This window comes from Streptomyces sp. NPDC104814 (assembly GCF_055583185.1).
Genome location: NZ_JBVJOL010000012.1, coordinates 236022 through 261193, shown reverse-complemented (window position 1 = coordinate 261193; position 25172 = coordinate 236022). Strand labels below are relative to the sequence as shown.

Genomic DNA, 25172 nt, shown 5'->3' with positions numbered 1-25172 from the left:
TCTGGCGTTGACTTTTGGCACGCTGTTGAGTTCTCAAGGAACGGTCGCTTCCTTTGTACTCACCCTCTCGGGCTTTCCTCCGGGCTTCCCTTCGGTCTTGCGTTTCCGACTCTATCAGATCTTTTCTCGATCCGATTTCCTCGGTGCTTTCCAGGTTTCCGCTCTCGCGTTTCCCTTTCCGGCGGTTCCGACTCTATCAGATCCTTTCGGCGTCTGATCCCCGGTCAGCGGGGTTTGTCTTCCCGGCTGTTGGGCCGTTCCGACGTCTCAAACCTTAGCGGATCCTTCCGGCGATTCCCAATCGGGCCGCCGGGTCCCTATTCGAATTGAATTCGGGCACGCCGAAAACAATTCCGTAAGGAGATCGTGCTGGTGGTGTGAGGTGCCGCTCCAGGCGGCGGAGGTGCCGTCGCAGAACCGTTACGGCCCCGCGGCAACCCGAAGAACTATACGGATCGAGGGAGGGGGTGTCAAGCGCCCCCTGTCAACCTCTTTAGTCGAGGTCGGTGAGCCGTCCGCCGGCGTCCGGCTGGGCGTGCTCCACGCGGCGTAGCAGGCGCGTCAGCACCTCGTCGAGGACCGTCCGCTCGGTGGGCGTGAGGTCCTGGAGGAGCTCCTCCTCGAACACGGACGCGAGGCGCATGGCCTCCAGCCACTTCTCCCGGCCCTCGGGAGTGAGCTCCACGATCACGCGGACCCGGTTGGACTCGTCGCGCTCCCGGGTGACCAGGCCCTCGGCGACCATGCGGTCGATGCGGTGGGTCATGGCGGCCGGAGTGAGACCGAGCCGCTTGGCCAGTTCGCTGGGACCCATGCGGTAGGGCGCGCCGGACAGGACGAGGGCCTTGAGGACCTCCCACTCGGCGTTGCTGATGCCGAGCTCGGCGGTCTGGCGCCCGTAGGCGACGTTCATGCGGCGGTTGAGCCGGGAGAGCGCCGAGACGATCTTCTCGACCTGGGGGTCGAGGTCCTGGAACTCGCGCTGGTAGGCCGCGATCTGCTCTTCGATGGTCGGCTCGGCGCCGAGCGTGCCGGGGGTGTCGCCCATGGCCGCAGTATGGCACGCCCACCCTTTGCCTTGAAGTCCTTCACCATGTAGTCTTTAGCTTCGAAGTTTAGATTCGAAGTCTTCACTCCTAACTAGTGAGAGAGGTGAACGTGACCAGGGAGAAGGGCGCAGCGATGCGCCGGATCCACGTGGGCAACGCACTCAGCGCGTTCGGGCTCGGCTTCACGGTCCCCTACCTGTACGTCTATGTGGCGCAGGTGCGGGGCCTCGGTGCCATGACGGCGGGGACGGTTCTCGCCGTGTTCGCCGTGGCCGCGCTGATCGTGCTGCCGTTCGCCGGTCGGGCGATCGTGCGGCGCGGCCCGCTGCCGGTCCTGCTCGCCGCCCTGGTCACCGCCGCGCTGGGAGCGCTGAGCCTGGGTCTGGCGAGCACGTCGGCCGCCGTACTGCTGTCGGCGGCGGCGCTCGGGGCCGGGCAGGCCGTCATGCAGCCGGCGCTGGCGACGATGATCGTGGACTGCTCGACCACGGAGACGCGGTCCCGGGCGTTCGCGATGCAGTTCTTCCTGCAGAACCTGGGGCTCGGCATCGGCGGGCTCATCGGCGGGCATCTCGTGGACACCTCGCACGTGTCGTCGTTCACGCTGCTGTTCGCGATCGAGGCGGCGGTGTTCCTGCTGCTGGTCGTGGTGATGGCGACGGTGCGGGTCCCGCACGCGCCGAAGATCGAGGAGGCGCCGGCTTCCGCGCAGGGCAGCTGGAAGCAGCTGCTGGGCAACCGGGCCATGGTGCAGCTGTGTGTGCTGGGCTTCGTGCTGTTCTTCGCGTGCTACGGACAGTTCGAGTCCGGTCTGAGCGCCTACGGCGTCGAGGCCGCCGGGATATCGACGTCCGCGCTGGGGACGGCGCTGGCGGCGAACACCGCGATGATCGTGGTGGCGCAGTTCGCCGTGCTGAAGTTCGTCGAGCGTCGCCGGCGTTCCCGGGTGATCGCGGCCGTCGGCCTGATCTGGGCGGTGGCCTGGGTCGCGGCCGGGTACGCGGGGCTGGGGCACGGCAGCCAGGAGATGGCGACGGCCGCCTTCGTCTCGACGTACGCGCTGTTCGGGCTGGGTGAGGCGATGCTGTCGCCGACGGTGGCGCCGCTGGTCGCCGATCTGGCGCCGAGCGGTCTTGCCGGGCAGTACAACTCCGCGTTCGCCCTGGTCAAGCAGCTCGCCCTGGCCGTCGGTCCGGCGGTGGGCGGTCCCATGGGGGCCGCGCTGCACGCGCCGTACATCGTGACCTTCCTGCTGTTCTCGCTGGCGATCAGTGTGCTGGCGATACGGCTGGGGAGCCGGCTCACCGAGGTGCAGGACCAGCCGTGGCGGGCCCGCAGCCGGGTGGTCCAGCGCGGTGGCGCGCCGGCCGACGCGGTGACCGCGGACGCGTAGGCGCGCACGGCTGCCGCGACCGTCGGTCTCAGGTCTTCGGCAGGGCGAACTCGCACCACACCGCCTTGCCTCCGCCGGGGGTGCGTCTGCATCCCCAGTTGGAGGCGATGGTGGCGACGATGGCGATGCCCCGGCCCGACTCGTCCGCCGGTTCGGCGCGGCGGCGCCGGGGCAGGTGGTCGTCGCCGTCGGTGACCTCGACGATCAGCCGGCGGTCGGTGCGGCGCAGGCGCAGCTTCATCGGCGGCGTGCCGTGCTGGAGGGAGTTGGCGACCAGTTCGCTGGCGGCCAGGACCCCGAGGTCGTGCAGCTCGGGCGGGAAGCGCCAGCTGGTGAGGACGCCGGAGGCGAAGGCACGCGCGCGGGGGGCCGCCTCGATGCCGCCGAGGAGTTCCAGGGCGGCGTTGCGGAACAGTTCGCCGGCGGGGCCGGTGCGGGCGGGGTGCTGGAGGACCAGGACGGCGACGTCGTCGGCGTGGTCGGCGGTGACGCCGGCGGAGCGCACCAGGCGGTCGCAGACGACCTGGGGGGTGCCGGTGGCGCCGGCCAGGGCGCGCTCCAGGGCGGCGATGCCCTCGTCCAGGTCTTCGTCGCGGCGTTCGACCAGGCCGTCGGTGTAGAGGACGGCGGTGGAGCCGGGGGTGAGCGGGATGGATCCGGAGGTGTGCATCCAGCCGCCGGTGCCGAGCGGCGGGCCGGTGGGTTCGTCGGCGCGGTGCACGGTGCCGCTCTCGTCGCGCACGAGGATCGGCAGATGGCCCGCGGAGGCGTACATCAGCCGGCCCTCGTTGGGGTCGTGGACGGCGTAGACGCAGGTGGCGATCTGGTTGGCGTCGATCTCGGTGGCCAGGCCGTCGAGAAGCTGGAGCACCTCGTGCGGCGGCAGGTCGAGGCGTGCGTAGGCGCGGACCGCGGTGCGCAGCTGGCCCATGACGGCGGCGGCGCGCACCCCGCGGCCCATGACGTCGCCGATGACGAGGGCGGTGCGGCCGCCGCCGAGGGTGATCACGTCGTACCAGTCGCCGCCGACGGCTGCCTCGGTGCCGCCGGGGTGGTAGGTGGCGGCGATGCGCAGGTCGTCGGGTTCCTCGAGCTCCTGCGGGAGCAGGGAGCGCTGGAGGGTGACGGCGGTCTCGCGCTGACGGCGTTCGCTGGTCCGCAGGCGTTCGGCGGCTTCGGCGTGGTCGGTGACGTCCGTGGCGAAGACGAGCACTCCGGGGCCGCCTCCGTCGCCTTCGGTGACGGGGGTGCAGGTGAAGGTGTAGGAGCGGCCGTCGGGGGCCTTGCGGGACTTCAGGGTGCGCGGCCGGCCGCTGCGCAGGACCTGGTCGAGCAGCGGGAGCAGGCCGAGTTCCTTCAGTTCGGGGAGGGCGTCGGCGGCGGGGGTGCCCGCGGGGCGGGGTCCGAAGGCGGCGCTGTAGGCGTCGTTGACGTGGGCGAGGCGGTGGTCGGGGCCGTGGACGAGGGCGACCAGGGCCGGGACGCGGTCGAGGACCGCCCGCACGGACAGGTCGTCGACGGCCGGGACGTCGGCGGCGGGCGTCGTCCCGTCGGCGGGCTGCTCGGCGCGGGCCGCGGGGACGGAACCGTCGCCCCGCCGGTCGGCGGTGGTCGTGGCGTCGGTCCGCGCGGCGGCGCGGCGCTGCGTTCCGGGGAGCCGGGCGCTCCAGCGCGTGAAGTTCACGAATCCTTGCCTCGTGTAGTCGTCGTCGGCCGGCTCCGGGGCCCGGCCTGGGCGCTCGGGGCCGGGCGGCGGTGGCCGCACATTGTTGCAGCACCCGGGACATGCAGCACTTGGGGACAGCCTCGCATTGAGTTCGCGGACGGGTGGCGGCCCGCCCGGGCTCGGTGATCAGTCTGGCAGGGTGGCCGTCCGGGCCGACATCCGTCAGACGCCCGGGTGGCCGGTGGAGTTCCTGGGTCCGGCTAGTTGGACCCCTTCGGGTCGTTCTTCGGATGGTCGGAAGGCTTTCCACCGGCGGCCAGTTCGAACTCCGCGCGGGGATGTTCGAGTGAGCCGAGGGAGACGATCTCCCGTTTGAACAGTCCGGACAGGATCCATTCGGCCAGCACACGCGCCTTGCGGTTGAAGGTCGGCACACGGCTGAGGTGGTAGGCGCGGTGCATGAACCAGGCGGGGTAGCCCTTGAGTTTGCGCCCGTAGACGTGGGCGACTCCCTTGTGGAAGCCGAGGGAGGCGACCGAGCCGACGTATGTGTGGGCGTACGTCCGGAGGGGCTGGCCCCGCAGGGAGCGGACGATGTTGTCGGCGAGGACCGCGGCCTGGCGGACGGCGTGCTGGGCGTTGGGCGCGGTCTCGGTGCCGGGGTCCTTGGCGGTGACGTCGGGGACGGCGGCGGCGTCACCGGCGCTCCAGGCGTGCGGGGCGCCCTCGACGGTCAGTTCGGCGGTGCACTTGAGCCGTCCGCGCGCGGTCAGCGGCAGGTCGGTGGCGGCGAGCACCGGATGGGGTTTGACCCCGGCCGTCCACACGACAGTCCGGGTCGGGAAGCGGGCGCCGTCGCTGAGGACGGCGACACGGTCCACGCAGGACTCCAGGCGGGTGTCCAGGCGGACGTCGATGTTGCGGCGGCGCAGTTCGGTGACGGCGTAGCGGCCCATCTCGGCGCCGACCTCGGGCAGGATCCGGTCGGAGGCCTCGACCAGGATCCACTTCATGTCCTCGGCGCGGACGTTGTGGTAGAAGCGCGCGGCGTAGCGGGCCATGTCCTCCAGCTCGCCGAGGGCCTCCACGCCGGCGAAGCCCCCGCCGACGAAGACGAAGGTGAGGGCGGCGTCGCGGATCGCCGGGTCGCGGGTGGAGGAGGCGATGTCCATCTGCTCGATGACGTGGTTGCGCAGCCCGATGGCCTCCTCCACGGTCTTGAAGCCGATGCCGTGCTCGGCGAGACCGGGCACGGGCAGCGTGCGCGAGACCGAGCCGGGAGCGAGGACGAGCTCGTCGTACGGCAGGTGTTCCGCGGGCGTGCCCTTCTCCTGGGTGGCGAGGGTGGCGACCGTGGCGGTGCGCGCGGCGTGGTCGACGGCGGTGACCTCGCCGATGACGATCCGGCAGTCGGGCAGGAAGCGGCGCAGCGGCACGACGACGTGGCGCGGGGAGATCGCTCCGGCCGCGGCCTCGGGCAGGAACGGCTGATACGTCATGTACGGGTCGGGCGTGACGATCGTGATCTCGACCGCGCCTTGCCGCAGCTCCCCTCTGAGCTGCTTCTGCAGGCGCAGGGCCGTGTACATCCCGACGTAGCCGCCGCCGACAACGAGAATGCGCGCACGTTCCTTCACCATCCCATGACGCACCGGGCGCTGCCGTTTGTCCACAGGCCCGGCGATTTGTGTGACCGGGAGCCGGGGATGCCCGGGCATGGCCGAAAGGCCGGAGTCGGGGCCGGCTGCGCAGGTCAGGCCGTGTGCGCCGGGGTGCGCCGGGGGGTGTTTTCGGGACGTATGCGGCCCGTACTCCGATCGGGGGGCGCTCTGTGCGGAACCTGCCCCTTCTGAATTGACTCCCTCTCAACTATGTTCGTGTCACGACGGGGTGTCCTGGGGGAGGCGCTCATCGGGCCCGAGAGATATCGCACGGCCGGGCCCGGGCACGCGATGCTTGTCCGCGCGCCCCGGCGCGTATCTAGGGGAGTCTCCGGGGGGAGACGTCATTACCGGGGGATCATTCATGCACATTCAGGACTCTCACTGGTCGTCCGCATCCGCTCTGGCCGCCGGCGGGGCGGTGAGCGCGGCGGGGGGCCACGGGCGCGGGGAATCGGCGCGGACCACGCCGCTGCGGGTGGACGCCCAGCGCAATCTGGAACACGTGCTGCGGGCGGCGCGCGAGGTCTTCGGCGAGCTGGGGTACGGCGCGCCGATGGAGGACGTGGCGCGGCGGGCGCGGGTAGGCGTCGGCACGGTGTACCGGCGCTTCCCGAGCAAGGACGTGCTGGTGCGGCGGATCGCCGCGGAGGAGACGGCCCGGCTGACCGAGCAGGCGCGTACGGCGCTCGGCCAGGAGGACGAGCCGTGGTCGGCGCTGTCGCGTTTCCTGCGCACGTCGGTCGCCTCGGGTGCCGGGCGGCTGCTGCCGCCGCACGTGCTGCGGGTCAAGGTGGCCGAGGAGCAGGTGTTCTCGGCGGGTGCCGGTGCGGTGCTCGACGAGGCGCGGGTGCCGCAGCAGCGGTCGCAGCCGGGCGCCGGTGAGCTGCGGCTGGTGCCGGACCAGGGCGTGGAGGACGACGCCGGCGCCTCGGCGCTGCTGGAGGTCGTGGGCCGGCTCGTGGAGCGGGCGCGCGCGGCGGGCGAACTGCGGCCGGACGTGTCCGTGTCGGACGTGCTGCTGGTGATCGCCACCGCGGCGCCCTCGCTGCCGGACCCGGCCCAGCAGGCGGCGGCCTCGGCACGGCTGCTGGACATCCTGCTGGAGGGGCTGCGCTCGCGGCCCGTCTGATCGGCCGGGGCGGGCACGCCGGGTCGCCCGGCGTGCCTGCCCCGTACAAGCCCCGTGTCGACGCCGTTCGTTGAGCCTTCCCCGAACGAGTGATGTTCAGTACCGCCATGCGCCAAGTCCGCCCGGACGAGTGGTTGCCGCGCACTGCCGGGCCACGGCCGAAAGCCGGTGTGGCACGCTGACCCGGTGTTCGGGACTGGTGGGGCAGGCGGCGGGGGCTTTCCGCGATGAGCGTTGACGGGCGGGACGAGTCACTCGACGACGAGAACGCCGAGAACGCCGACGACGCACCGGCCGGCGGCCCGGCCGCACCCCAGGTACCGGCCCAGGGCAAACGGCATCCGGTGCCGCGCAGTGCACCCGCCCCCGCCGACGGTGTCCCGGCTCAGCGGGAGTGGCGCGAGGACAGCGTGCTGCCACCGCCGCGCCCGGTACCCCCGTCCGACGCCCACCTCATCGAGCGCATGCGCTCCGGCGAGGACTCCGCCTACGAGGAGCTGTACCGCCGGCACGCCGACGCCGTCCGCCGCTACGCCCGCACCTGCTGCCGCGACGCGCACACCGCCGACGACCTCACCGCCGAGGTCTTCGCGCGCATGCTGCAAGCCGTACGCCGCGGCTCCGGCCCCGAACACGCCATCCGCGCCTATCTGCTGACCTCCGTGCGCCGCGTCGCCGCGCACTGGATCCAGTCGGCCAAGCGGGAACAACTCGTCGACGACTTCGCCGTCTTCGCCCAGCAGGCCGCCCGTTCCCCGGAAGTGGCCGACGACGACACGCTGGAGCTCGGCGCCGAGGTGCGCGCCATGCACGAGGCCGAGCAGTCGATGGCCATGCAGGCGTTCCGTTCGCTGCCCGAGCGCTGGCAGGCCGTCCTGTGGCACACCGAGATCGAGGACGAGTCGCCGAGCGAGGTCGCCGTCCTGTTCGGGCTGGACGCCAACGGCACGCGCGTCCTGGCCAGTCGCGCCCGGGAGGGCCTGAAACAGGCCTACCTCCAGGCCCATGTCTCCACCGCCCTGGCCGGCGACGGGGAGTGCGCCCGCTACGCCGACCAGCTCGGCAGCTACGCCCGCCGCAAGCTGCGCACCCGCGCCGAGCGGGGACTGCGCAAGCACCTCGAGGAGTGCGCCAGGTGCCGGCTGGCCGCCAGCCAGATCGAGGAAGTCGCCGGCAGCATCCCCGCCGTGGTCCCGGTCGCCGTCATCGGCTGGTTCGGCGCCGCCGGGTACGCCAAGGCGCTCGGACTGGTCGCAGGGGGCGCCGGAGCGGGTGCGGCCGGCGCCGCGGGGGCGGCCGCCGCGGCGAGCGGCGGCTCCTCCGGCTCGGCCGGCGGCGCGGCGGCCTCGGAGGGCCTGGGCGCACCCGTGAAGGCCGGCATCGCGGCCGGTGTGGTCGCGGTCGCCGCGGCGGCGGTGGCGCTCGCCCTCGTCGGCGACGGCAGCCCCGCCACGAAGCCCGCGGCGGCGCCGCCGCCCGTGTCCACACCCGTCGTACGCCCGCAGCCGCCCACCCTGGCCCCGCCTCCCCCGCCCAGGGCCGCCCAGCGGCCGGTCGTCGCCGAACGGGCCCCCACCCCCACCCCCTCGCCGACGCCGACACCCACTCCCACCCCGAGCCCCCCGCCGAAGCCGAAGCCGAAGCCCACGCCCGCGCCCCGCCCCAGGCCGACGCCGACCCCCACGCCGGCCCCGCCCCCACCGCCGGCCCCGGCCGTCTACGAGTGGAACGAGCTGTCCTACGACATCGCCGGCGACGGCACCGAGCCCGAGATGCGCCTCGCCGGGAGCAGCTGGGTATGGCAGCGCCACGGCCTGTCGGTCGGCGGCAAGCGGTACGACCGCGGGGTGAGCGTGCACGGCGACTCCTCCGTCACCATCGACCTGAACCGCCCCTGCACCGCCTACGACGCCCTCGTCGGCGTCGACGACATGACCCTGAAGCTCGGCAAGGTCTCCTTCTCCGTCTACGCCGACGGGGTACGGCTGTGGCGGTCCGGCCGGATCAAGGGCGGCGACAGCGCCGTACCCGTCCATGTGGATCTGACCGGCCGCAAGACCGTGACTCTGGTCGTCGAGCCGCACAGCCACTTCGACAGCCTGGCGGTCGCGGACTGGGCCGAGTCCAAGTTCAGCTGCCGGTAGAACGGTCCCCCGCCGGGAAGTCGTCCACGGCGGCGTCCAGCGCTTCCAGGACATCGCCGGCGGTGAGCGCCGCGCCGCGCGCCCGCTCGGCGGCGTACACGGCGGCGGGGAGCCCCGCGCGGGCCGCGCCCTCGACCCGCTCGGCCGTCGCGCGCTCCGGCTGCGGGCGCGGCCGTCCGTCGCGCCAGGCATCGGAGGCCGCCAGCAGTCGCAGCGCACGCGGCAGATCGCCCAGCCGCGCCAGCAGATCGGCGGCCATGTCGGCCAGCGAGGAGGTGATCACCTCCGAGCAGTGCGTCGCCAGGGCTTCCCGCAGCGCCTCGGCGAGCATCGGCAGCCCGTGCCCGGGGCCGGACTCGGCCGCCGTGACCAGGGCGCCGACCGCGCGCAGCACGGCCAGGAACTGCGGGGGCGGAGTGCCGTGGCCGCTCTCCGCGCCGGCCGACTCCCACAGCTCGCGGGCGGCGCGGAGGTCCCCGTCATCGAGGGCGAGCTGCGCCCGCAGCAGCAGGATGAACGCCCGGGAGTCCACCACCGCGTACCGGTCCGCCGCCTCGGCCGCCTCGTCCAGTGCGCGAAGGGTCGCCGCCCGGTCGCCGGAGCGGTAGGCGATCTCGGCGAGCCGCGCCAGCAGGAACGGCGACTCGGCGAGCGCCCCGACCTCGCGGGCCAGCCGCAGCGCCTCCTCGTACTCCGCCCTGGCCTCGGCGAACCGACCGCGCGCCATGGCCGCCTCGCCGACCGCGCTGCACACCTGGGCCCGCATCCAGCGGTCGCCCGCGCGCCGGCTGAGCGTCCGCAGCTCGGCGAGGTCCTGATCCAGGCCGGCCAGACCGCCGGGGGAGTCGACGACCGTGTGCGCACGGAACATCAGGGCCACGCCGAGCTCCCAGTCACCGCCGTGGGCGCGGCAGTTGGCGACCGCCGTGTCCAGGGCGGGCCGTACGTCGTCGCGGCTGCCGAGGTGGAACAGGGTGATCGGCCAGACCAGGCCCGGCAGCCGGGCCGCCTGCGGGCCGCCGGCCTCGAACACGCCCCGCACGCGCACGAGGTAGCGCTCGAACCGCTCGTCCCGCAGCAGCCGCTGCCCCGCCTCCAACTCCACGGTGAGGAACAGGTGCAGCATCCTCAGCGCCATCCGCGGCGAGTGCAGCGGGTGACACGCCTCGCCCTCCGGCGCGTCGAGAAAGGCACCCACCGGATCCACCCGGGCGATCTGCGCGCTCAGGTCGCCCCCGCCGTCCGGCCCGTGCGCGGCGAGGGAGTCCAGGGCGGCGCCCAGACGCAGCACGCGGTCGGCCCAACCGGCCCCTTCGTGGCGGTAGTTGCGCAGCCACCAGAACCAGCCCATGGCGAGGACGAGCGCGGCCGCGTCCGCTTCCTCCCCTTCGGCGAGGGCACGGTCCAGCGCCGCCCGGATGTTGTCCAGCTCGCTCTCCAGCCGGGCGATCCACCGCAGCTGGTCGGCGGAGCGCAGCCGCGGGTCGGCCTCCTCCACCAGCGCGCGCACCCAGGCGCGGTGGCGTCGCTCGGCCTCGGCGCGCAGCCGGGGATCCTCGGCGGCGCGCTCCGCGGCGTACTCGTGGATGGTCTCCAGCATGCGGTAGCGCATGCCGGCAAAGCCCTCCCGCTCGTCCGGGGTCGCGACGACGAGGGACTTGTCGACGAGCGCTCCGATCAGCTCCGTGGCCGGGCCGGTGCACACGGCCTCGGCCGCCGCGAGGTCCCAGCCGCCCGCGAACACGGACACCTCGCGCAGCACCGTCCGCTCCTGCTCGTCGAGCAGGTCCCAGGACCAGTCGACGACCGCGCGCAGGGTCTGCTGGCGGGGCAGGGCCGTGCGGCTGCCGGAGGTGAGCAGGCGGAAGCGGTCGTCGAGCCGGTCGGCGATCTGCCGGGGGGTCAGCAGGCGCAGCCGGGCGGCCGCCAGCTCGATGGCGAGCGGCAGCCCGTCCAGGCGCCGGCAGATCTCCGTGACGGCCCGCGTGTCCCCGAGCGCCTCACCGGCGTCGGGACGGACGGCGGTGGCGCGCTCGGTGAACAGGCGGCGCGCCTGGTCGGGGAGCAGGGGTTCGACAGGACGCACGGACTCGCCGGGGACACCCAGGGGTTCACGGCTGGTGGCGAGGATCGTGAGCCCCGGGCAGCGGGTCAGGAGCGTCTCGGCGAGGGCTGCGGCCGCGCCGATGACATGTTCGCAGTTGTCAAGGATCAGCAGCTCGCTGCGCGGGGCGCAGTGCTCCACGAGCAGGGCGACGGGGTCGTCCTGCCAGGGCGCCGGCTCGTTGGTCATCAGCACGGTCTCGCGCAGACCGAGGGCACTGACCACCGCGTCCGGCACCGCCTCCGGCCGGTCGAGCGGCGCCAGCTCGACCAGCCACGCCTGGGGGAGGCCGGCGGCGGCCTCCTCGGCGAGGCGGGTCTTCCCGGATCCGCCGGGTCCGGTGAGCGTGACCAGACGGGTCCTGTGCAATGCGGAACGGATGGCGGCGAGCTCGGGTTCCCGGCCGACGAAACTCGTCAGCCGGGGCCGCAGATTGCCGGTCCGGCGGGGCAGCGGGGCCGGGGCGGCGGTATCCGGCCGGAGCAATTCCGCATGCAGGGCGCGCAGTTCCGGCCCCGGGTCGGTGCCGAGGCCGTCGGCGAGGGTGCGGCGGGCGGCCTCGTACGCGGCGAGCGCGTCGGCGGTGCGGCCCGTGTCGCGCAGGGCCCGGACGAGCAGGGCCTGCAACGGCTCGTCGTAGGGATGCGCGGTGGTGAGTTCCGTCAGCTCCGGTACGGCGTCGGCGGCGCGGCCGAGCAGCAGCCGGGCCTCGGCCCGGGCCCGGAGGGCCTCCCGGCGCAGGGCCTCGGGGCGGGCGGCCGCGGTGCGGTCGGGAAGGTCGGCGAGCGCGGGCCCGCGCCACAGCGCGAGGGCGTCGTCGAGGAGACGGGCGGCGGTGGCGGCGTCACCGCTGCCCAGGGCGCGGGTGGCGGCGCCGACGAGCCGCTCGAAGACGTACAGGTCGACGTCGTCGTCGGCTGCGGTGAGGCGGTAGCCGCCGGGGCTCGACACGACGGCGTCCTTGCCGAGGGCGCGGCGCAGGCGCCCGACGAGGGCCTGCAGGGCCGCGGGGGCGTCCTGCGGCGGGGCGTCGCCCCAGACCTCGTCGATGAGGGCGCCGGGTGCGGTGACGTGGCCGGGGCGCAGGGCGAGCGCGGTGAGCAACGCCCGCAGCCGCCTGCCGCCGAGCCTGACGGCCCGGCCGTCTTCGTCTCCCACTTGGGCAACGCCAAGGATTCTGTACCGCACAGGGCCATTCTGGTCTGCGCCCGGCTAGGTCCCCGGCGAACCGCCCAGCGGGATCTTGGGCTGCGCGCCCGGCGACGTTGGGCTACGCGCCCGGCGTTGGGTCGGGCTGCCTGCCCGGAGGGATCTTGCGCTGCGCGCCCGGCGTTTCATGGCACCGGCATCGGCGCTGGCCGGAGGTGGGGACGCTCACCGGCGCTGGCGGGGTGCCTCCCCCAAGCTCTTCGAGCAGGGGGGACCCCCAGCGCCCACCCGTGCCGCCCCAAGCGGCACGACTGCCCGCAGCTGGGTCGGTATGGCGACGCCCGCCGCTGCGACCGCCGCAGCGAGGCTGGGCGGCGGCGCGCAGCCGCGCGCGACAGCGTTGTGGCAGGCACCGCGCGCCACCGCGTTGGCGCACCCGCCCGCGGCGGTGAGGGGACGGGGTGGGGGGTGTCCGCCCGCAGCGTCCGGCACCGTGACACGGTGCCCGCGTCGGGGACGGGCGGCCGGACCGAGGACGGACACCCCCCACCCCGTCCCCGACTCACCCACCGGCACAGTGCGTTACCGCAACCGGCCACCGGACCGCAACGGGCCGCCGCAGGCAAAAAGGGGCGCGGGGAACTGCGCGACCAGCCACAACGAAACCCGCAGACAAAAGACATCCCAGCGCCGCAGGCATCCCGCGACCAGCCGCAACGCGACCCGCAGACGCACAGATGCCGTCACCCCCGCCCGCTCCCGATCCCCCGCATCGGCTCCACCGCCCCCCGAGGCCGCACGATCCCTCCCGGTACCGCCCGTGCCCGCGCCGGCGTCCCCGTCCAGCATGTTCCGCGCCGCGACAGCAGCCGCCGGAGCCACAGTTCGAGTGAGATCAGGTCGGCCAGCCCGTCGAGTGGCAGCGGCTCACCCGCCACCGCCCCCCGCAGGGCCTCCCGCACGACCCGCGCCTCGATCAGCCCCGCCTCCGCGAGCAGCGGGGAGTCGAACAGCTCCAGCAGCGGCTCACGGGACACCCTGAGCCCCGCCCGCGCCGCCGCCGCGGCCGGCGCGTGGGACGGCGCTCCCCAGCCGGGCGGCAGTTCGGTCACCCCCGCCCCCTTGAGCACCGTCCGCAGGATCTCCGCACGCGCCCCCGGCCGCACCCGCAGCGTCTCCGGCAGCGCCCGGCACGCCCGCACGACCTGGTTGTCGAGGAACGGCGCGTGCAGCCGCTGGCTGCGGATCTCCGCGGCCTGCTCCAGCACCCGCAGGTCCGCCGCGTGCCGGGCCAGTGCCGCACGCGCGCGATAGTCCCCCGGACGCTGGCCGGGCCCGACCCCGGACCGGTGCGTCGCCCCTTGAAGGCGAACCGATACTTCAGCCAGCGCCTCCCCGGTCAGCCAGCGCGCCGCCGGCCCGGGCCTGGCCCAGGTGAGTGCCGCGAGGGACGCCCCCACGGCCCCCTGGGGTTCGTCGAGCCGCCGGTCCATCAGGCGCGCGGCGAGCACCTCCAGCCCCGTGCGGTAGGGCGTGCGGGCGAGCCGCCGCGCCGCGCCGTACACGCGCGCGGGGACCAGCACCGACCCGTCCGCCTTCGCCAGCGCGGCCACCGGCCGCACCAGATGGCGCCGCTTGCGGTCCATCAGCAGGTCGGCCAGCCGCGCCGGATGGGCGTCGAGCACCTGCCGAGCGCCGTATCCGATGAAGTGGTCCGCGCTGCCCGAGGCGAGCCGGGCGCGGTGCCGGGCGGCCGTCACCAGGGCGGGCCCCGGTTCGTCCGTCAGCGGCCCGTCCAGAGCGGCGTACGGCAGCACCTCCTCGCCGCCCGTGACGACGACGTGGTGCAGCCGCGGGTTGGCCGCGAGGACGCCGGCCCGCTCCAGTTCGCCCTCGCGCCCGGGGACGGCGAGGTCGTTGAAGGTGACCGCCAGCAGCCGCTCGCCCGCCCCGGTCCCGTGTCCGAGGAGCGTGCCCGGCATCCCGGGCAGCCCGGCGGCGAGCAGCGCCAGGGTGCTCGAGGCGGGGCCGCCGGAGAGGTCGGCGCCGATGCCGGGCACCGGCATGCCGCGGGCCGCGCGGCGTTCGGCGGGCCCCATCCCGGGCACCGGGCCGGGGTCGAGGTCGGGCACGTGCCGCGGCGCGGCCATACGCGCGCGTACCGCTTCGATCAGCGCGTCGCGCACCCCGTCGACCGCGCGCTCCGGGTCGGCCGCGGGTGCGGCGACCGCGAGCGAGGCGACCGGCTCGTACCCGGCGATCTCCCGGGCTCCGGCGCGCAGGATGAGCGCGTGCCCGGGAGGGATGCGGTGCACGCCCGCGTACGGCGTCGAGTCGTGCAGCGCGGCGGGCACGTCGGGGGCGGCCAGCAGGGCGGCGAGGTGGCCGAAGTCGAGGTTGGCCTCGATGAGGTCGGCGAGCGGCAGGGCGGCGGTGGCGTAGGCGGTGCCGCCGGCCCAGGGGGTGTGGAACACCGGGCGCGCGCCCGCGAGGTCACCGCAGACGGTGACGCGGCGGCCGACCTTGACGACGGCCGTGTAGCTGCCGGGCCAGGCGGTGAGGTGGCGCAGGGCGCCGCCGCGGGCGGCGAGGAGCCCGACGCGCAACTGTTCGTCGCTCGCGCCGCACAGGCCGAGGACCGCGATCCGGGTCTGGTCGTCGGCCTTGACGACGCGCACCTCGTCGGGGCGCCAGTCGCCGACGGCCCACAGGGGGTCGGGGTCGCCCCACAGGAGCTGGGAACCGACCGGGTGCACGGTCTCGCCGTCGTAGCCGGTCGCTCCGGCCGCGTACTCCGTCGCGCCGGTCCCGTACCCGGTGGCGCCGGCGGAGCCGGACACGGCTGCTCCCGCGGCGGTGCTGCTCCATCCCACCAACCACCGCATCGACGCCTCCACAGGCTGTGGACAACCAGTGCACCGTACGAACGGTTCACCATGCTGCCACGAAGGACACGCCGCAGAGGTGCGACAGAGCCGCTCACGCTCCCCGGAGTGCGCCCCTGCCGACCCTGTTCGCGCCCCTGTGACACCGGCGTCGGCACCGTCGACTGCCGCGCACGGTACGGCATTCACGGCGTGAATGCGCCCCCTGTGCGCTCCTTCGCAATACCCCGTGCGCCCTCAACTGCCGTGGTGGGAGCGGAAATCAAACGACAGGAGCAGGGATGAGTTTCGGCCAAATCGGCGTTATGGCACGGCCGTTGGATCACCGCCGCGCACGCTCCGTGCAGGCTCTGCGCACGGCCGGCCTGCGCGCAGTCCGGGAGGCTTGTGGCGCCTCCCGGACCGGTCCGCCGCCCGCGGGGATGAAGGCGGCGGCATCCCCCAGCCCACTGGATCCAGTACAGCGGGCCGACCCACGCAACGCCCATGGAACCGCTCCCGAGATGGCCGGAGAAGAGCGCACGGCCGGGCGCACGGCCACACGTCGGGAGCGCGCCACGACACAGCGTGCACGGCTCCGTACTCCCGTGCGGACCACAATCCCGCCAACCGGAACAAAGCCCCTTAACGCTTGGAAGCCAAGGAACTACGCTGGGTTTACGAATGCCGCGCGGTTATGCCAGAGCGGCAGCCGTCTGCGTCGAGGGGTGGCCATGTCCAGGGAGCAACGCGGGCCGAACGAAAAGCTCGGCGCCGTTCTCGCCCTCGCGGGAATCAGCAATGCGGGACTCGCCCGGCGCGTCAACGATCTTGGCGCACAGCGCGGGTTGACGCTTCGCTACGACAAGACGTCGGTGGCGCGCTGGGTGTCGAAGGGCATGGTGCCGCAGGGTGCCGCCCCCCACCTGATCGCGGCCGCCATCGGCCAGAAGCTGGGCCGCCCGGTCCCGCTGCACGAGATCGGCCTGGCCGACGCCGACCCCGCGCCGGAGGTGGGCCTCGCCTTCCCCCGGGACGTCGGGCAGGCGGTGCGCTCGGCGACGGAGCTGTACCGGCTCGACCTCGCCGGACGCCGGGCCGGCACCGGCGGCATCTGGCAGTCGCTGGCCGGATCCTTCGCCGTGAGCGCGTACGCGACGCCCGCCTCACGGTGGCTGATAACCCCGGCCGACAGCTCGGTGGCGCGCGAGGCGGGCCCCGCGGAGGGCGCCGGCGCACCGATCAAAGTCGGCCACAGCGATGTGCAGAAGCTGCGGGAGGCCGCCGAGGACGCCCGGCGGTGGGACTCCAAGTACGGCGGGGGCGACTGGCGTTCGTCGATGGTTCCGGAGTGCTTAAGGGTCGAGGCGGCACCGCTGCTGCTCGGCTCTTACTCCGACGAGGTCGGTCGCGCCCTGTTCGGCGCGACCGCCGAGCTGACCCGGCTCGCCGGGTGGATGGCCTTCGACACGGGCCAGCAGGAGGCCGCGCAGCGGTACTACATCCAGGCGCTGCGCCTGGCGCGCGCCGCGGCGGACGTGCCGCTGGGGGGATACGTCCTGGCGTCGATGTCGCTGCAGGCGACGTACCGGGGCTTCGGTGACGAGGGCGTCGACCTCGCGCAGGCCGCCCTGGAACGCAACCGGGGCCTGGCCACGGCCCGCACCATGAGTTTCTTCCGCCTCGTGGAGGCACGCGCGCACGCACGTGCCGGTGACGCGCAGGCCGCCGGCACGGCGCTGAAGGCCGCCGAGAGCTGGCTGGAGCGCGCCCGGCCCGGCGACAACGACCCGTCCTGGCTCGGCTTCTACTCCTACGACCGGTTCGCCGCCGACGCCGCCGAGTGCTACCGCGACCTGAAAGCGCCGCGCCAGGTCCGCCGCTTCACCGAGCAGGCGCTGTCGCAGCCGACGGAGGAGTTCGTCCGCTCCCACGGGCTGCGGCTCGTGGTCGCCGCGGTCGCCGAGCTGGAGTCGGGCAACCTCGACGCGGCCTGCGAGCAGGGCGTGCGGGCGGTGGAGGTCGCCGGACGGATCTCGTCGGCGCGCACCACGGAGTACGTGAAGGACCTGCTGCACCGGCTGGAGCCGTACGGGGACGAGCCGCGGGTGGTCGAGCTGCGCGAGCGGGCCCGCCCCCTGCTGACCTCGGCCTGACCGGTGGCGCGGCCCGGCCTGACCCGTGGCGCGGCCCGGCCTGACCGTGGCGCCGCATGGCCGGGACCGGCTGCGCAGACCCGCGGGGCCGTACGCGTTTGAAGGCGTTGTCAGTGGCGCAGTGCACTATCGATGCGGGAGGTGGTGCAGGTGCGGCAGAAGGTCGCGTACGACTGTGACGTGCTGGTGGTCGGCGGTGGCATCGTCGGGCTGTCCACCGCGTACGCGATCACGCGTGCCGCGCCGGGGACGCGGGTGACGGTGCTGGAGAAGGAGACCGGCCCGGCCCGGCACCAGACGGGCCGCAACAGCGGCGTCATCCACAGCGGGATCTACTACAAGCCGGGCTCGCTCAAGGCGCGGTACGCGGTGCGCGGCGCGGCGGAGATGGTCAAGTTCTGCGCGGAGTACGGCATCGCGCACGCCGTCACGGGCAAGCTGATCGTCGCCACGGACCGGGACGAGCTGCCCCGGCTGCACGCGCTCGTGCAGCGCGGCCGGGAGAACGGCATTCCGGTGCGGGAGCTGGGCGGCTCGCAGATCGCCGAGTACGAGCCGGAGGTGCGCGGCCTCGCCGCGATCCACGTCGGCACGACGGGGATCTGCGACTTCGTCGGCGTCGCCCGGCAGCTCGCCGAGGCCTCCGGCGCACAGATCCGCTACGGCGCTCAGGTCGTGCAGGTCGACCGGCGGCCGACCCTCGGTGTCGCCGTGCGCACGGCGGCCGGCGACGTCGTCCGCGGCCGCGTCCTGGTGAACTGCGCCGGGCTGTACTGCGACGAGGTGGCCCGGCTGGCCGGCGACGACCCGGAGGTCCGGATCGTCCCGTTCCGCGGGGAGTACTACGAGCTGGCGCGGCCGGAGCTGGTGAAGGGCCTGGTCTACCCGGTGCCGGACCCGGCGTTCCCCTTCCTCGGGGTCCACCTGACCAGAGGGGTCGACGGCGGCGTCCACGTCGGCCCGAACGCGGTCCCCGCCCTGGCCCGGGAGGGGTACGGCTGGGGGGTCGTCCGGCCGCGGGAGCTCGCGGGGACGCTGGCCTGGCCCGGCTCGTGGCAGATAGCCCGCCGCCACTGGCGGTACGGCGCCGGTGAGCTGCGGCGGTCGGTGTCCAAGCCGGCGTTCGTCGACGCCGTACGACGGCTGCTGCCGGCCGTGGAGGAGGCGGACCTGGTGCGCACGGACCCGGGTGTGCGGGCCCAGGCGGTCCTGCGGGACGGCACGCTGGTGGACGACTTCCTGATCAAGGAGGGCGAGCGGACCGTGCACGTCCTGAACGCCCCGTCCCCGGCGGCCACGGCGTCCCTGCCGATCGGCAGAGAGGTGGCCCGCAGAGCCCTGGAGGCACTCGCGCAGTCGTGACCGGCGCGGAGGCAATCCCGCACAGGGCAGCGCAAGGGCGAGGCACGCGCGCCAGGCGCGCGGGGAACCGCGCGACCGGCCCCCATGGACCCGCACACGCCCGGCGCCCGCCCCCACCCCCGTCGGCGGCGTCCCCCGCACCGCGGAGCGCCTCCGTACAATCGGTCCCACTGTGTCTGACTCCCTCAACGCTCCCGAAACCCCCCAGCCCGCCCGCGCAGCGGATCCCGGCGCCCCCGCCCGGCACACCCGGGCCAAGGGTGAGCCGCGCTTCCCGGACGGTCCGAAGGCCGACCCCGCCGGGTCGCACTTCGAGCGGCGCATCCGCAGCTTCCAGCCGCGCCGCAGCCGGGTCACCTCCGGACAGGCCGACGCCCTGCAGCGGCTGTGGCCCAAGTGGGGGCTGGACATCGACGGTCAGCGCACCCTCGACCTGACCGAGCTGTTCGGCAACGACAACCCGGTCGTACTGGAGATCGGCTTCGGCATGGGCGAGGCCACCGCGCAGATGGCCGCCGCCGACCCCGGCACCAACATCCTCGCCGTGGACGTGCACACCCCCGGCCAGGGCAACCTGCTGAACCTCGCCGACCACCACGGCCTGTCCAACGTCCGCGTCGGCAACGGCGACGCGATCATCCTGCTGCGCGAGATGCTCACCCCCGACGCGCTGGACGGCCTGCGCGTCTACTTCCCGGACCCGTGGCCCAAGAAGCGGCACCACAAGCGCCGGATCATCCAGCCGGAGTTCCTCACCCTCGCCGCGACCCGTCTGAAGCCGGGGGCGATCCTGCACTGCGCCACGGACTGGGAGCCGTACGCCGAGCAGATGCTCGAGGTGCTCACCGCGCACCCCGACTTCGAGAACACCCAGCCGGACGGCGGCTTCGCGCCCCGCCCCGCGTTCCGGCCGCTGACCCGTTTCGAGGGCCAGGGCCTGGACAAGGGTCACGTCGTGAACGACCTGCTCTTCCGCCGCGTACCGCATCCGCGGGGCGAGCAGGATGCGCGCTGACGCCACCGTCAACGTCGCGGGCGGCGCCCTCCCTCGTTAGGGTCAATGCCGTGGCCATGAGTCCCCCGTATCCGACATACCCCAGCGGCCCCGGCGACGGTGCGCTCCGGCACCCGCATTGGTGGCAGCGCAGAGGGGTGCGGTACGGCGCCCTCATCACGCTGCTCGCCCTGTCCGGTCTGGTCATCCTCGCGCTGGTGCGCGAGCAGACCGGCACGGAGGGCTTCCTCGTCGGCCTGGGGCTCGCCGTCTTCCCCGTACCGCTGCTGACGGCCGCCTTCCGCTGGCTGGACCGGGTCGAGCCACGCCCCTGGCGGAACCTGCTGTTCTCCTTCGCCTGGGGCGCCTGCGCGGCCGCGCTGATAGCGATCGTCGCCAACAGCTTCGCGACGAAGTGGATAGCGACGGCGACCGCGGACCCGGCCGGTGCCGACACGCTCGGTGCCACGGTGATAGCGCCGATCGTGGAGGAGTCGGCGAAGGCCGCCGCCGTCCTGCTCGTCTTCCTCTTCCGCAGACGCGACTTCACCGGGGTCGTCGACGGCGTGGTGACCGCCGGTGTCACCGCCACCGGCTTCGCGTTCACCGAGAACATCCTCTACCTGGGCACGGCCTTCGGGACCGACCAGATCACCGGCGGCCGGGGCATCGCCTCCGTCACCGCGGCGACCTTCTTCGTCCGCGTGATCATGTCGCCGTTCGCGCATCCGCTGTTCACCACCATGACCGGCATCGGGTTCGGCATCGCGGCGCTGTCGGGCGAGGGCCGGCGCCTGCGCCGTGTCCTGCTCCCGCTGGGCGGGCTGTTGCTGGCCATGTGCATGCACGCCCTGTGGAACGGCTCGGCGTCCTTCGGTCCGCTCGGCTTCTTCGCCGTGTACGGCGGCTTCATGATGCCCGCGTTCGGCCTGCTGACGTGGCTGGTGATCTGGACCCGGCAGCGCGGGCTGCGCACGATCCGCGAGGAGCTGCCCGCCTATGTCGCGGCGGGCTGGCTCGCTCCCGCCGAGCCGTTCGCGCTCGGCTCGATGCGGGCGCGCCGCATGGCACGCGAGTACGCCGCCCATCACCTGGGCAAGCCTGCCGCCAAGGAGGTCGCGCGCTACGAGGCGTACGCGACGTCCCTGGCGTTCCTGCGGCACCGGGGCCGCCACGGCCGCGTCGGCGCCGACTTCGTCGTACGGGAGAGCGAGCTGCTGAACGAGGTGTGGCGGCTGCGCCGGCTGGCCCGCCCGGCGCTGGAGTACGCGGCCCGGGCGACCGCGCCGCCGGTGCCGGTGATGCTGCCGTGGCCCGCGCACCCGTGGCCGGCCCCCGGGGCGGCCCGGCCCCACCTGCCGTACGCCGCACCCACGGGGCACACCGCACCGACAGGGCACACCCCACCGGCGACGGGCTACGCGGGGCACTCCGGGTACGGCGTCCATCCGGCGTACCCGGCGTACAACCCCTACCGCTCCTAGCGGCCGCGCGGCGGGGCGCCGGTCAGGCCGACGCCTGCGTCAGCCGTGCCACCTCCGCCTCCGTCAGGGTCAGGTCGGCCACGCCGAGCAGCGCCGGGAGCTGGTCCGTGGTGCGCGCCGAGGCGATGGGGGCGGCGACCGTCGGCTGTGCGGCGAGCCAGGCGAGGGCGACCGTCGCGACGGGGGCGTCATGGGCCTGGGCGATCTCGTCCAGGGCGGTGAGGACCGCGCGGCCGCGCTCGGACCGCAGGTGCTGCGCGGCACCGCCCGCCCGCGGGCTGTCCACCGTCGCACCGGGACGGTACTTGCCGGTGAGGAAGCCGGAGGCCAGCGCGTAGTAGGGGACGGCGGCGAGACCGGCGCCGGCGGCGACGTCCTGGAGGCCGCCCTCGTAGGTGGCGCGCGAGACGAGGTTGTAGTGCGGCTGGAGCGCCACGTACCGGGCGAGGCCCTCGCGGTCGGAGAACTCCAGGGAGGCCCGCAGGCGCTCGGCGGAGATGTTGGAGGCGGCGATGTGCCGGACCTTGCCGGCCTTCACCAGCTCGTCCAGGGCGCCGATGATCTCCTCGACCGGCACCTCGGGCTTGTCGTAGTGGGTGTAGTAGACGTCGATGCGGTCGGTGCCCAGACGGCGCAGGGAGGCGTCGGCGGCGGCCTTGATGTTCTCGGCGTGCAGCCCCTGGTACTCGGGGTGCTGGCTGACCTTGGTGGCGATGACGACGTCGTCGCGGTTGCCGCGGGCCTTCATCCACCGGCCGATGATCGTCTCGGACTCCCCGCCCTGGTTGCCCGTGACCCAGGCGGAGTAGGAGTCGGCGGTGTCGACGAAGTTGCCGCCGGCGGCGGTGTAGGCGTCGAGGACGGCGAAGGAGGTCGTCTCGTCGGCGGTCCAGCCGAAGACGTTGCCGCCGAGGGCGAGCGGGAAGACCTCGAGGTCGGAGGTACCGAGCTTGCGAAGAGCAGTCATGCTCTGTGTCAACGACAGCGGTGGAGCGACCCATTCCGCACGGCAGCCGACAGCATGGGGACACCGGCCGGCAGTCCTGACGTCGGGGGGGTGCCGTCAGGACCGCCGGGGATCGGGGAGTCGTACCGGTGTCAGGGGTTCAGACCCGGTGTCAGGGGTCAGGATGGGGGTCGGGGGTGAGGCCCGGTGTCAGGGTTCAGACCCGGTGTCAGGGGTTGAGGCCCTTGTCCTGCAGCCACGCCATCGGGTCGATGCCGGAGGCCTGCCCGCCGGGGTGCACCTCCAGGTGCAGGTGCGGGCCGGTGACGTTGCCGGTGGCGCCCACGCGGCCGATGACGTCACCGGTGGCGACCTTCTGCCCGACGCTGACGCTGATCGAGGACTGGTGGCAGAACCACAGCTCGGTGCCGTCGTCGAGGGTCAGGATCGTGCGGTAGCCGTAGGAGCCGGCCCAGCCCGCCTCGGTGATCGTGCCGCTGTGGACGGCCTTGATCAGCGTGCCGGTGGGAGCGGCGAAGTCGAGGCCGGTGTGGTAGCCGGAGGACCACATGGAACCGGCCTGCCCGAAGCGGGAGGTGAGCGTGTACGAGGAGGTCGGCAGCGCGTACTGCTTGGCGAGCGCGGCCAGGCGCTCGGCCTCGGCCTTCTCCTTCGCCTCGGCCTCCGCCTTCTCCTTAGCGGCGGCGGCCTTGGCCGCGGCCTCCTTCTCGGCCTTGGCGGCGGCCTCGGCGGCCTGCTTGGCGACGGCGGCCTGGGCGGCGGCCTGCGCCTTGACGTCGACCTGGACCTGCTGCGACTCGGCCTGGGCCATGATCCGGTTGCGCAGCGCCTCACCGGCGTCGGAGGTGCCCTGCGCGGTGTCGGCGGAGCTGACGATGTCGCTGAGCGGGGTGGCGGAGCCCTGGGGCTTGTCGTCCTCGTGGTCGGAGATCAGCGAGCCGACCGAGGGCAGGTCGGGCATGGAGATGGAGACCGGCGGCTTGCCGGTCTGCGCGCTGGCCATGCCGCCCGCGCCGACGGCGGCGATGACACCGACGCCGAGGACGGTGGAGCTGCGGGCGAGTCCGCCGCGCTGCTTGGCGACGCGGTGCCGGCCGCGGACGGGACGGACGGACTCCTCAGTGGGGTTCCACTCCTCCCAAGGACCCTCGTCGGTGCGGTGACCGCCGTAGACCAAGGTCTCGGGGCCCTGCTGACTCGGCACGAACGGGGCTGTCGGGGCAGGCCGGTTGGACGCCACGCGGGCGTACTCCTTTCCTTCCGTCTCGCCTACCGGGTTAGCTGACGGGTTCGGAGCAGGAAGGTCTCCTACGCGCGTATACCGGCCGTCGACCGACGGCGGCTGACGCGAGATTCACCCCAAGGTGGTGGTTCCCCGGTTCCCTACGGGATTCGGCGCGTGAGCACGGAGCCGTCTCTTGTGACGGCTGGGACGACCGCGCTGCGTTATCGAACGTTAATAGACCCGGCGGCCGGATTCCAAGCCGTTCGTCTTGATCATTAACATTCTTGGCCTGGACTTTCAGGTCACGAGCGGGGCAAAAGGGGTGACTTGACCGCCCCTCAGACGTCACGTCCAAAACCTTGTTTTGGTGATGGTAAGTCAATTGTTATGCAGAGGGCGGTCGTCCGCTCACCCATCGTGACCCTCATGGCCGGCGGACGGCGAGCAGCGCCATGTCGTCCGCCATGCCGCCCCCGGAGTGCCGGCGCACATCCTTCGCGACCGCGGCGAGCAAGGCGCCGGGCGCGGTGACGACCCGTCCGGCGAGCCGTGCCTCGACCTCGTAGAAACGGCCGTGCCGGTCGCGGCTCTCGGAGAGGCCGTCGGTGTACAGCAGCAGGGTGGCGCCGCCGGGGAAGAGCACCTCCTCGGCCCGGTCCGGCCACGGGCCCAGCTCGCCCAGGCCGAGCGGCAGCGCGGGGTCCGCGGGCGCGAGCGCGCGCAGGGTGCCGTCGGCGTACAGCAGCACCGGCGGCGGATGACCGCGGTTGAGGACGCGGACGACACCGTCGGCGTGCGGGAGTTCGGCGAGGACGGCGGTGGTGAACCCCTCGAACGCGTCCAGCCCGTCGCGCCGGGCGCCCTCGCGGACCAGCGCCCGCTCCAGCCGCTGGGCTACCGCCTCCAACGTGGCCTCCTGCTCGGCGGCCTCCCGGAACGCCCCGATGACCACGGCCACGGCGGCCACCGCGCCCATGCCCTTGCCGCGCACGTCCCCGACGATCAGCCGGACGCCGTACGGGCTGTCCTGCACGGCGTACAGATCGCCGCCGATGAAGGCGTCGGCACGGGCGGCCTCGTAGCAGGCGGCGATCTGGAACCCACCGATCCGTTCGGCGGGTTCGGGCAGTACGGCGCGCTGGGCGGCCTCGGCGACCTCGCGCGCGGAGGCAAGCTGCTCGCTGCTGCGGCGCGCGAGGGCGTTGATCAGGACGGCCAGGACGGCGACCGTGGCGACCGTCACCAGCTCGGTGACGGCGTCCGTGTGCCAGACGATGCCGAGCGTCAGATGCAGCCCGAGCACGACGGCGACGGCGGCGAGCCCGGTGAGCACGGTGCCCCGGCGGCTGTAGAGCGGGGCGGCGACCAGGGGTGCGGCGGTGAAGAAGGGCACCGCGGTGAAGTCGGAGGGGGTGCAGTAGTCGTAGACCGCGCCGGCCGCGATGAGCAGCACCGGCAGGATTCGTACGAAGGCCCGCGCGAGGAAGATCCTGCGGCCCTCCTCGGGCCACGCCTCCCCACCGTCCCCGGGCCCGGGGTCCGGCACGGGGTCACCGGGCAGCCGAACGGCGGCCCGCGAGCCGGGGCCGAGGGCGGAGGCTGGGGCCGGTCCGTCGGCACCCGGGTCCGGGGCGCACCCGCGGGCCGTGGAGCCGATCCCCGCGCCGGGAACCCATCCTTCGGCCAGGGCGCCCGTCCCGGCCTCGGGCACGCGCCTGCCGGTCCGGGGGTACGGCCCGTCGTCCGTCGCGTCACCAGGCCGCACCGCTCGTCTCCCACCGTCCCTGTCCGCCGTCGTCCCGCCCGTCCAGCGTTGCCGGTG

16 protein-coding genes and 1 riboswitch are annotated in these 25172 nt (G+C 73.8%); of the genes, 8 read left to right on the top strand and 8 right to left on the bottom strand.

Annotated features, from left to right (window positions below):
- Positions 1-217: hypothetical protein (locus tag ACZ64A_RS32380; RefSeq protein WP_466679548.1), on the top strand; the 217-nt coding region annotated here is incomplete at its 5' end.
- 276 nt (positions 218-493) lie between these two features.
- Here the strand turns inward: ACZ64A_RS32380 and ACZ64A_RS32375 are convergent.
- Positions 494-1048, bottom strand: a complete 555-nt coding sequence (locus ACZ64A_RS32375; protein WP_361639180.1) for a MarR family winged helix-turn-helix transcriptional regulator — start codon at positions 1046-1048, stop codon at positions 494-496.
- A 134-nt stretch (positions 1049-1182) separates the two neighbouring features.
- Between ACZ64A_RS32375 and ACZ64A_RS32370 the strand changes: the two genes are divergently transcribed.
- Positions 1183-2442 carry an MFS transporter gene (locus tag ACZ64A_RS32370; RefSeq protein ID WP_469815472.1) on the top strand — a complete coding sequence of 420 codons (1260 nt, stop codon included), beginning with the start codon at positions 1183-1185 and terminating at the stop codon, positions 2440-2442.
- Between the two features lie 28 nt (positions 2443-2470).
- Here the strand turns inward: ACZ64A_RS32370 and ACZ64A_RS32365 are convergent, their stop codons facing one another.
- Both ACZ64A_RS32365 and ACZ64A_RS32360 read right to left on the bottom strand, forming a co-directional pair.
- The gene (locus ACZ64A_RS32365; RefSeq protein WP_469815456.1) at positions 2471-4126 is read right to left on the bottom strand and encodes an ATP-binding SpoIIE family protein phosphatase; all 1656 of its coding nucleotides are present in this window, start codon (positions 4124-4126) and stop codon (positions 2471-2473) included.
- Between the two features lie 242 nt (positions 4127-4368).
- Complete coding sequence (locus ACZ64A_RS32360) at positions 4369-5748, bottom strand: NAD(P)/FAD-dependent oxidoreductase (protein WP_469815454.1); 1380 nt, start codon at positions 5746-5748, stop codon at positions 4369-4371.
- Between the two features lie 385 nt (positions 5749-6133).
- Here ACZ64A_RS32360 and ACZ64A_RS32355 point away from each other — a divergent pair, with 385 nt between their 5' ends.
- On the top strand, positions 6134-6901 hold the full coding sequence (locus tag ACZ64A_RS32355) for a TetR/AcrR family transcriptional regulator (RefSeq protein WP_469815452.1): 768 nt from the start codon (positions 6134-6136) through the stop codon (positions 6899-6901).
- A gap of 227 nt (positions 6902-7128) precedes the next feature.
- Positions 7129-9045: a sigma-70 family RNA polymerase sigma factor gene (locus tag ACZ64A_RS32350; protein ID WP_469815450.1), complete on the top strand. Its 1917-nt coding sequence runs from the start codon at positions 7129-7131 to the stop codon at positions 9043-9045.
- Here ACZ64A_RS32350 and ACZ64A_RS32345 read toward each other — a convergent pair.
- Together ACZ64A_RS32345 and ACZ64A_RS32340 are read right to left on the bottom strand one after the other, a co-directional pair.
- A complete protein-coding gene (locus tag ACZ64A_RS32345) occupies positions 9032-12337 on the bottom strand; it encodes an AfsR/SARP family transcriptional regulator (RefSeq protein ID WP_469815448.1) in 3306 nt (1101 codons plus the stop codon). The two genes, ACZ64A_RS32350 and ACZ64A_RS32345, sit on opposite strands and share 14 nt — an antisense overlap.
- Before the next feature lie 704 nt (positions 12338-13041).
- Positions 13042-15183, bottom strand: coding sequence for an asparagine synthase-related protein (locus tag ACZ64A_RS32340; RefSeq protein WP_469815446.1), 2142 nt, complete (start codon positions 15181-15183; stop codon positions 13042-13044).
- Positions 15184-15896: 713 nt separating this feature from the next.
- Here ACZ64A_RS32340 and ACZ64A_RS32335 point away from each other — a divergent pair.
- From ACZ64A_RS32335 to ACZ64A_RS32320, 4 genes are all read left to right on the top strand, one after another.
- Complete coding sequence (locus ACZ64A_RS32335; RefSeq protein ID WP_469815444.1) at positions 15897-17318, top strand: MFS transporter; 1422 nt, start codon at positions 15897-15899, stop codon at positions 17316-17318.
- A gap of 141 nt (positions 17319-17459) precedes the next feature.
- Positions 17460-18680, top strand: a complete 1221-nt coding sequence (gene lhgO, locus ACZ64A_RS32330) for an L-2-hydroxyglutarate oxidase (RefSeq protein WP_469815471.1) — start codon at positions 17460-17462, stop codon at positions 18678-18680.
- Between the two features lie 172 nt (positions 18681-18852).
- Positions 18853-19695: a tRNA (guanosine(46)-N7)-methyltransferase TrmB gene (gene trmB, locus ACZ64A_RS32325; RefSeq protein ID WP_469815443.1), complete on the top strand. Its 843-nt coding sequence runs from the start codon at positions 18853-18855 to the stop codon at positions 19693-19695.
- A 50-nt stretch (positions 19696-19745) separates the two neighbouring features.
- Entirely contained in the window at positions 19746-21158 is a 1413-nt protein-coding gene (locus tag ACZ64A_RS32320) for a PrsW family intramembrane metalloprotease (protein ID WP_469815441.1), read from the top strand.
- Between the two features lie 22 nt (positions 21159-21180).
- On the opposite strand, the gene ACZ64A_RS32315 is transcribed toward ACZ64A_RS32320, so the two are convergent.
- From ACZ64A_RS32315 to ACZ64A_RS32305, 3 genes are all read right to left on the bottom strand, one after another.
- Entirely contained in the window at positions 21181-22125 is a 945-nt protein-coding gene (locus ACZ64A_RS32315) for an aldo/keto reductase (RefSeq protein ID WP_469815440.1), read from the bottom strand.
- Between the two features lie 208 nt (positions 22126-22333).
- The gene (locus ACZ64A_RS32310; protein ID WP_469815439.1) at positions 22334-23365 is read right to left on the bottom strand and encodes a M23 family metallopeptidase; all 1032 of its coding nucleotides are present in this window, start codon (positions 23363-23365) and stop codon (positions 22334-22336) included.
- An 11-nt stretch (positions 23366-23376) separates the two neighbouring features.
- A riboswitch (cyclic di-AMP (ydaO/yuaA leader) is annotated at positions 23377-23533 on the bottom strand.
- A 241-nt stretch (positions 23534-23774) separates the two neighbouring features.
- A complete protein-coding gene (locus tag ACZ64A_RS32305; protein WP_469815438.1) occupies positions 23775-24896 on the bottom strand; it encodes a PP2C family protein-serine/threonine phosphatase in 1122 nt (373 codons plus the stop codon).
- Positions 24897-25172 lie beyond the last annotated feature (276 nt).

Excerpts from the sequence above, each read along its gene's own strand:
- ACZ64A_RS32375 (WP_361639180.1), bottom strand. The coding sequence starts at position 1,048 with ATGGGCGACACCCCCGGCACGCTCGGCGCCGAGCCGACCATCGAAGAG.
- ACZ64A_RS32370 (WP_469815472.1), top strand. The coding sequence starts at position 1,183 with ATGCGCCGGATCCACGTGGGCAACGCACTCAGCGCGTTCGGGCTCGGC.
- ACZ64A_RS32360 (WP_469815454.1), bottom strand. The coding sequence starts at position 5,748 with ATGGTGAAGGAACGTGCGCGCATTCTCGTTGTCGGCGGCGGCTACGTC.
- ACZ64A_RS32355 (WP_469815452.1), top strand. The coding sequence starts at position 6,134 with ATGCACATTCAGGACTCTCACTGGTCGTCCGCATCCGCTCTGGCCGCC.
- ACZ64A_RS32350 (WP_469815450.1), top strand. The coding sequence starts at position 7,129 with ATGAGCGTTGACGGGCGGGACGAGTCACTCGACGACGAGAACGCCGAG.
- ACZ64A_RS32340 (WP_469815446.1), bottom strand. The coding sequence starts at position 15,183 with ATGCGGTGGTTGGTGGGATGGAGCAGCACCGCCGCGGGAGCAGCCGTG.
- ACZ64A_RS32335 (WP_469815444.1), top strand. The coding sequence starts at position 15,897 with ATGTCCAGGGAGCAACGCGGGCCGAACGAAAAGCTCGGCGCCGTTCTC.
- ACZ64A_RS32315 (WP_469815440.1), bottom strand. The coding sequence starts at position 22,125 with ATGACTGCTCTTCGCAAGCTCGGTACCTCCGACCTCGAGGTCTTCCCG.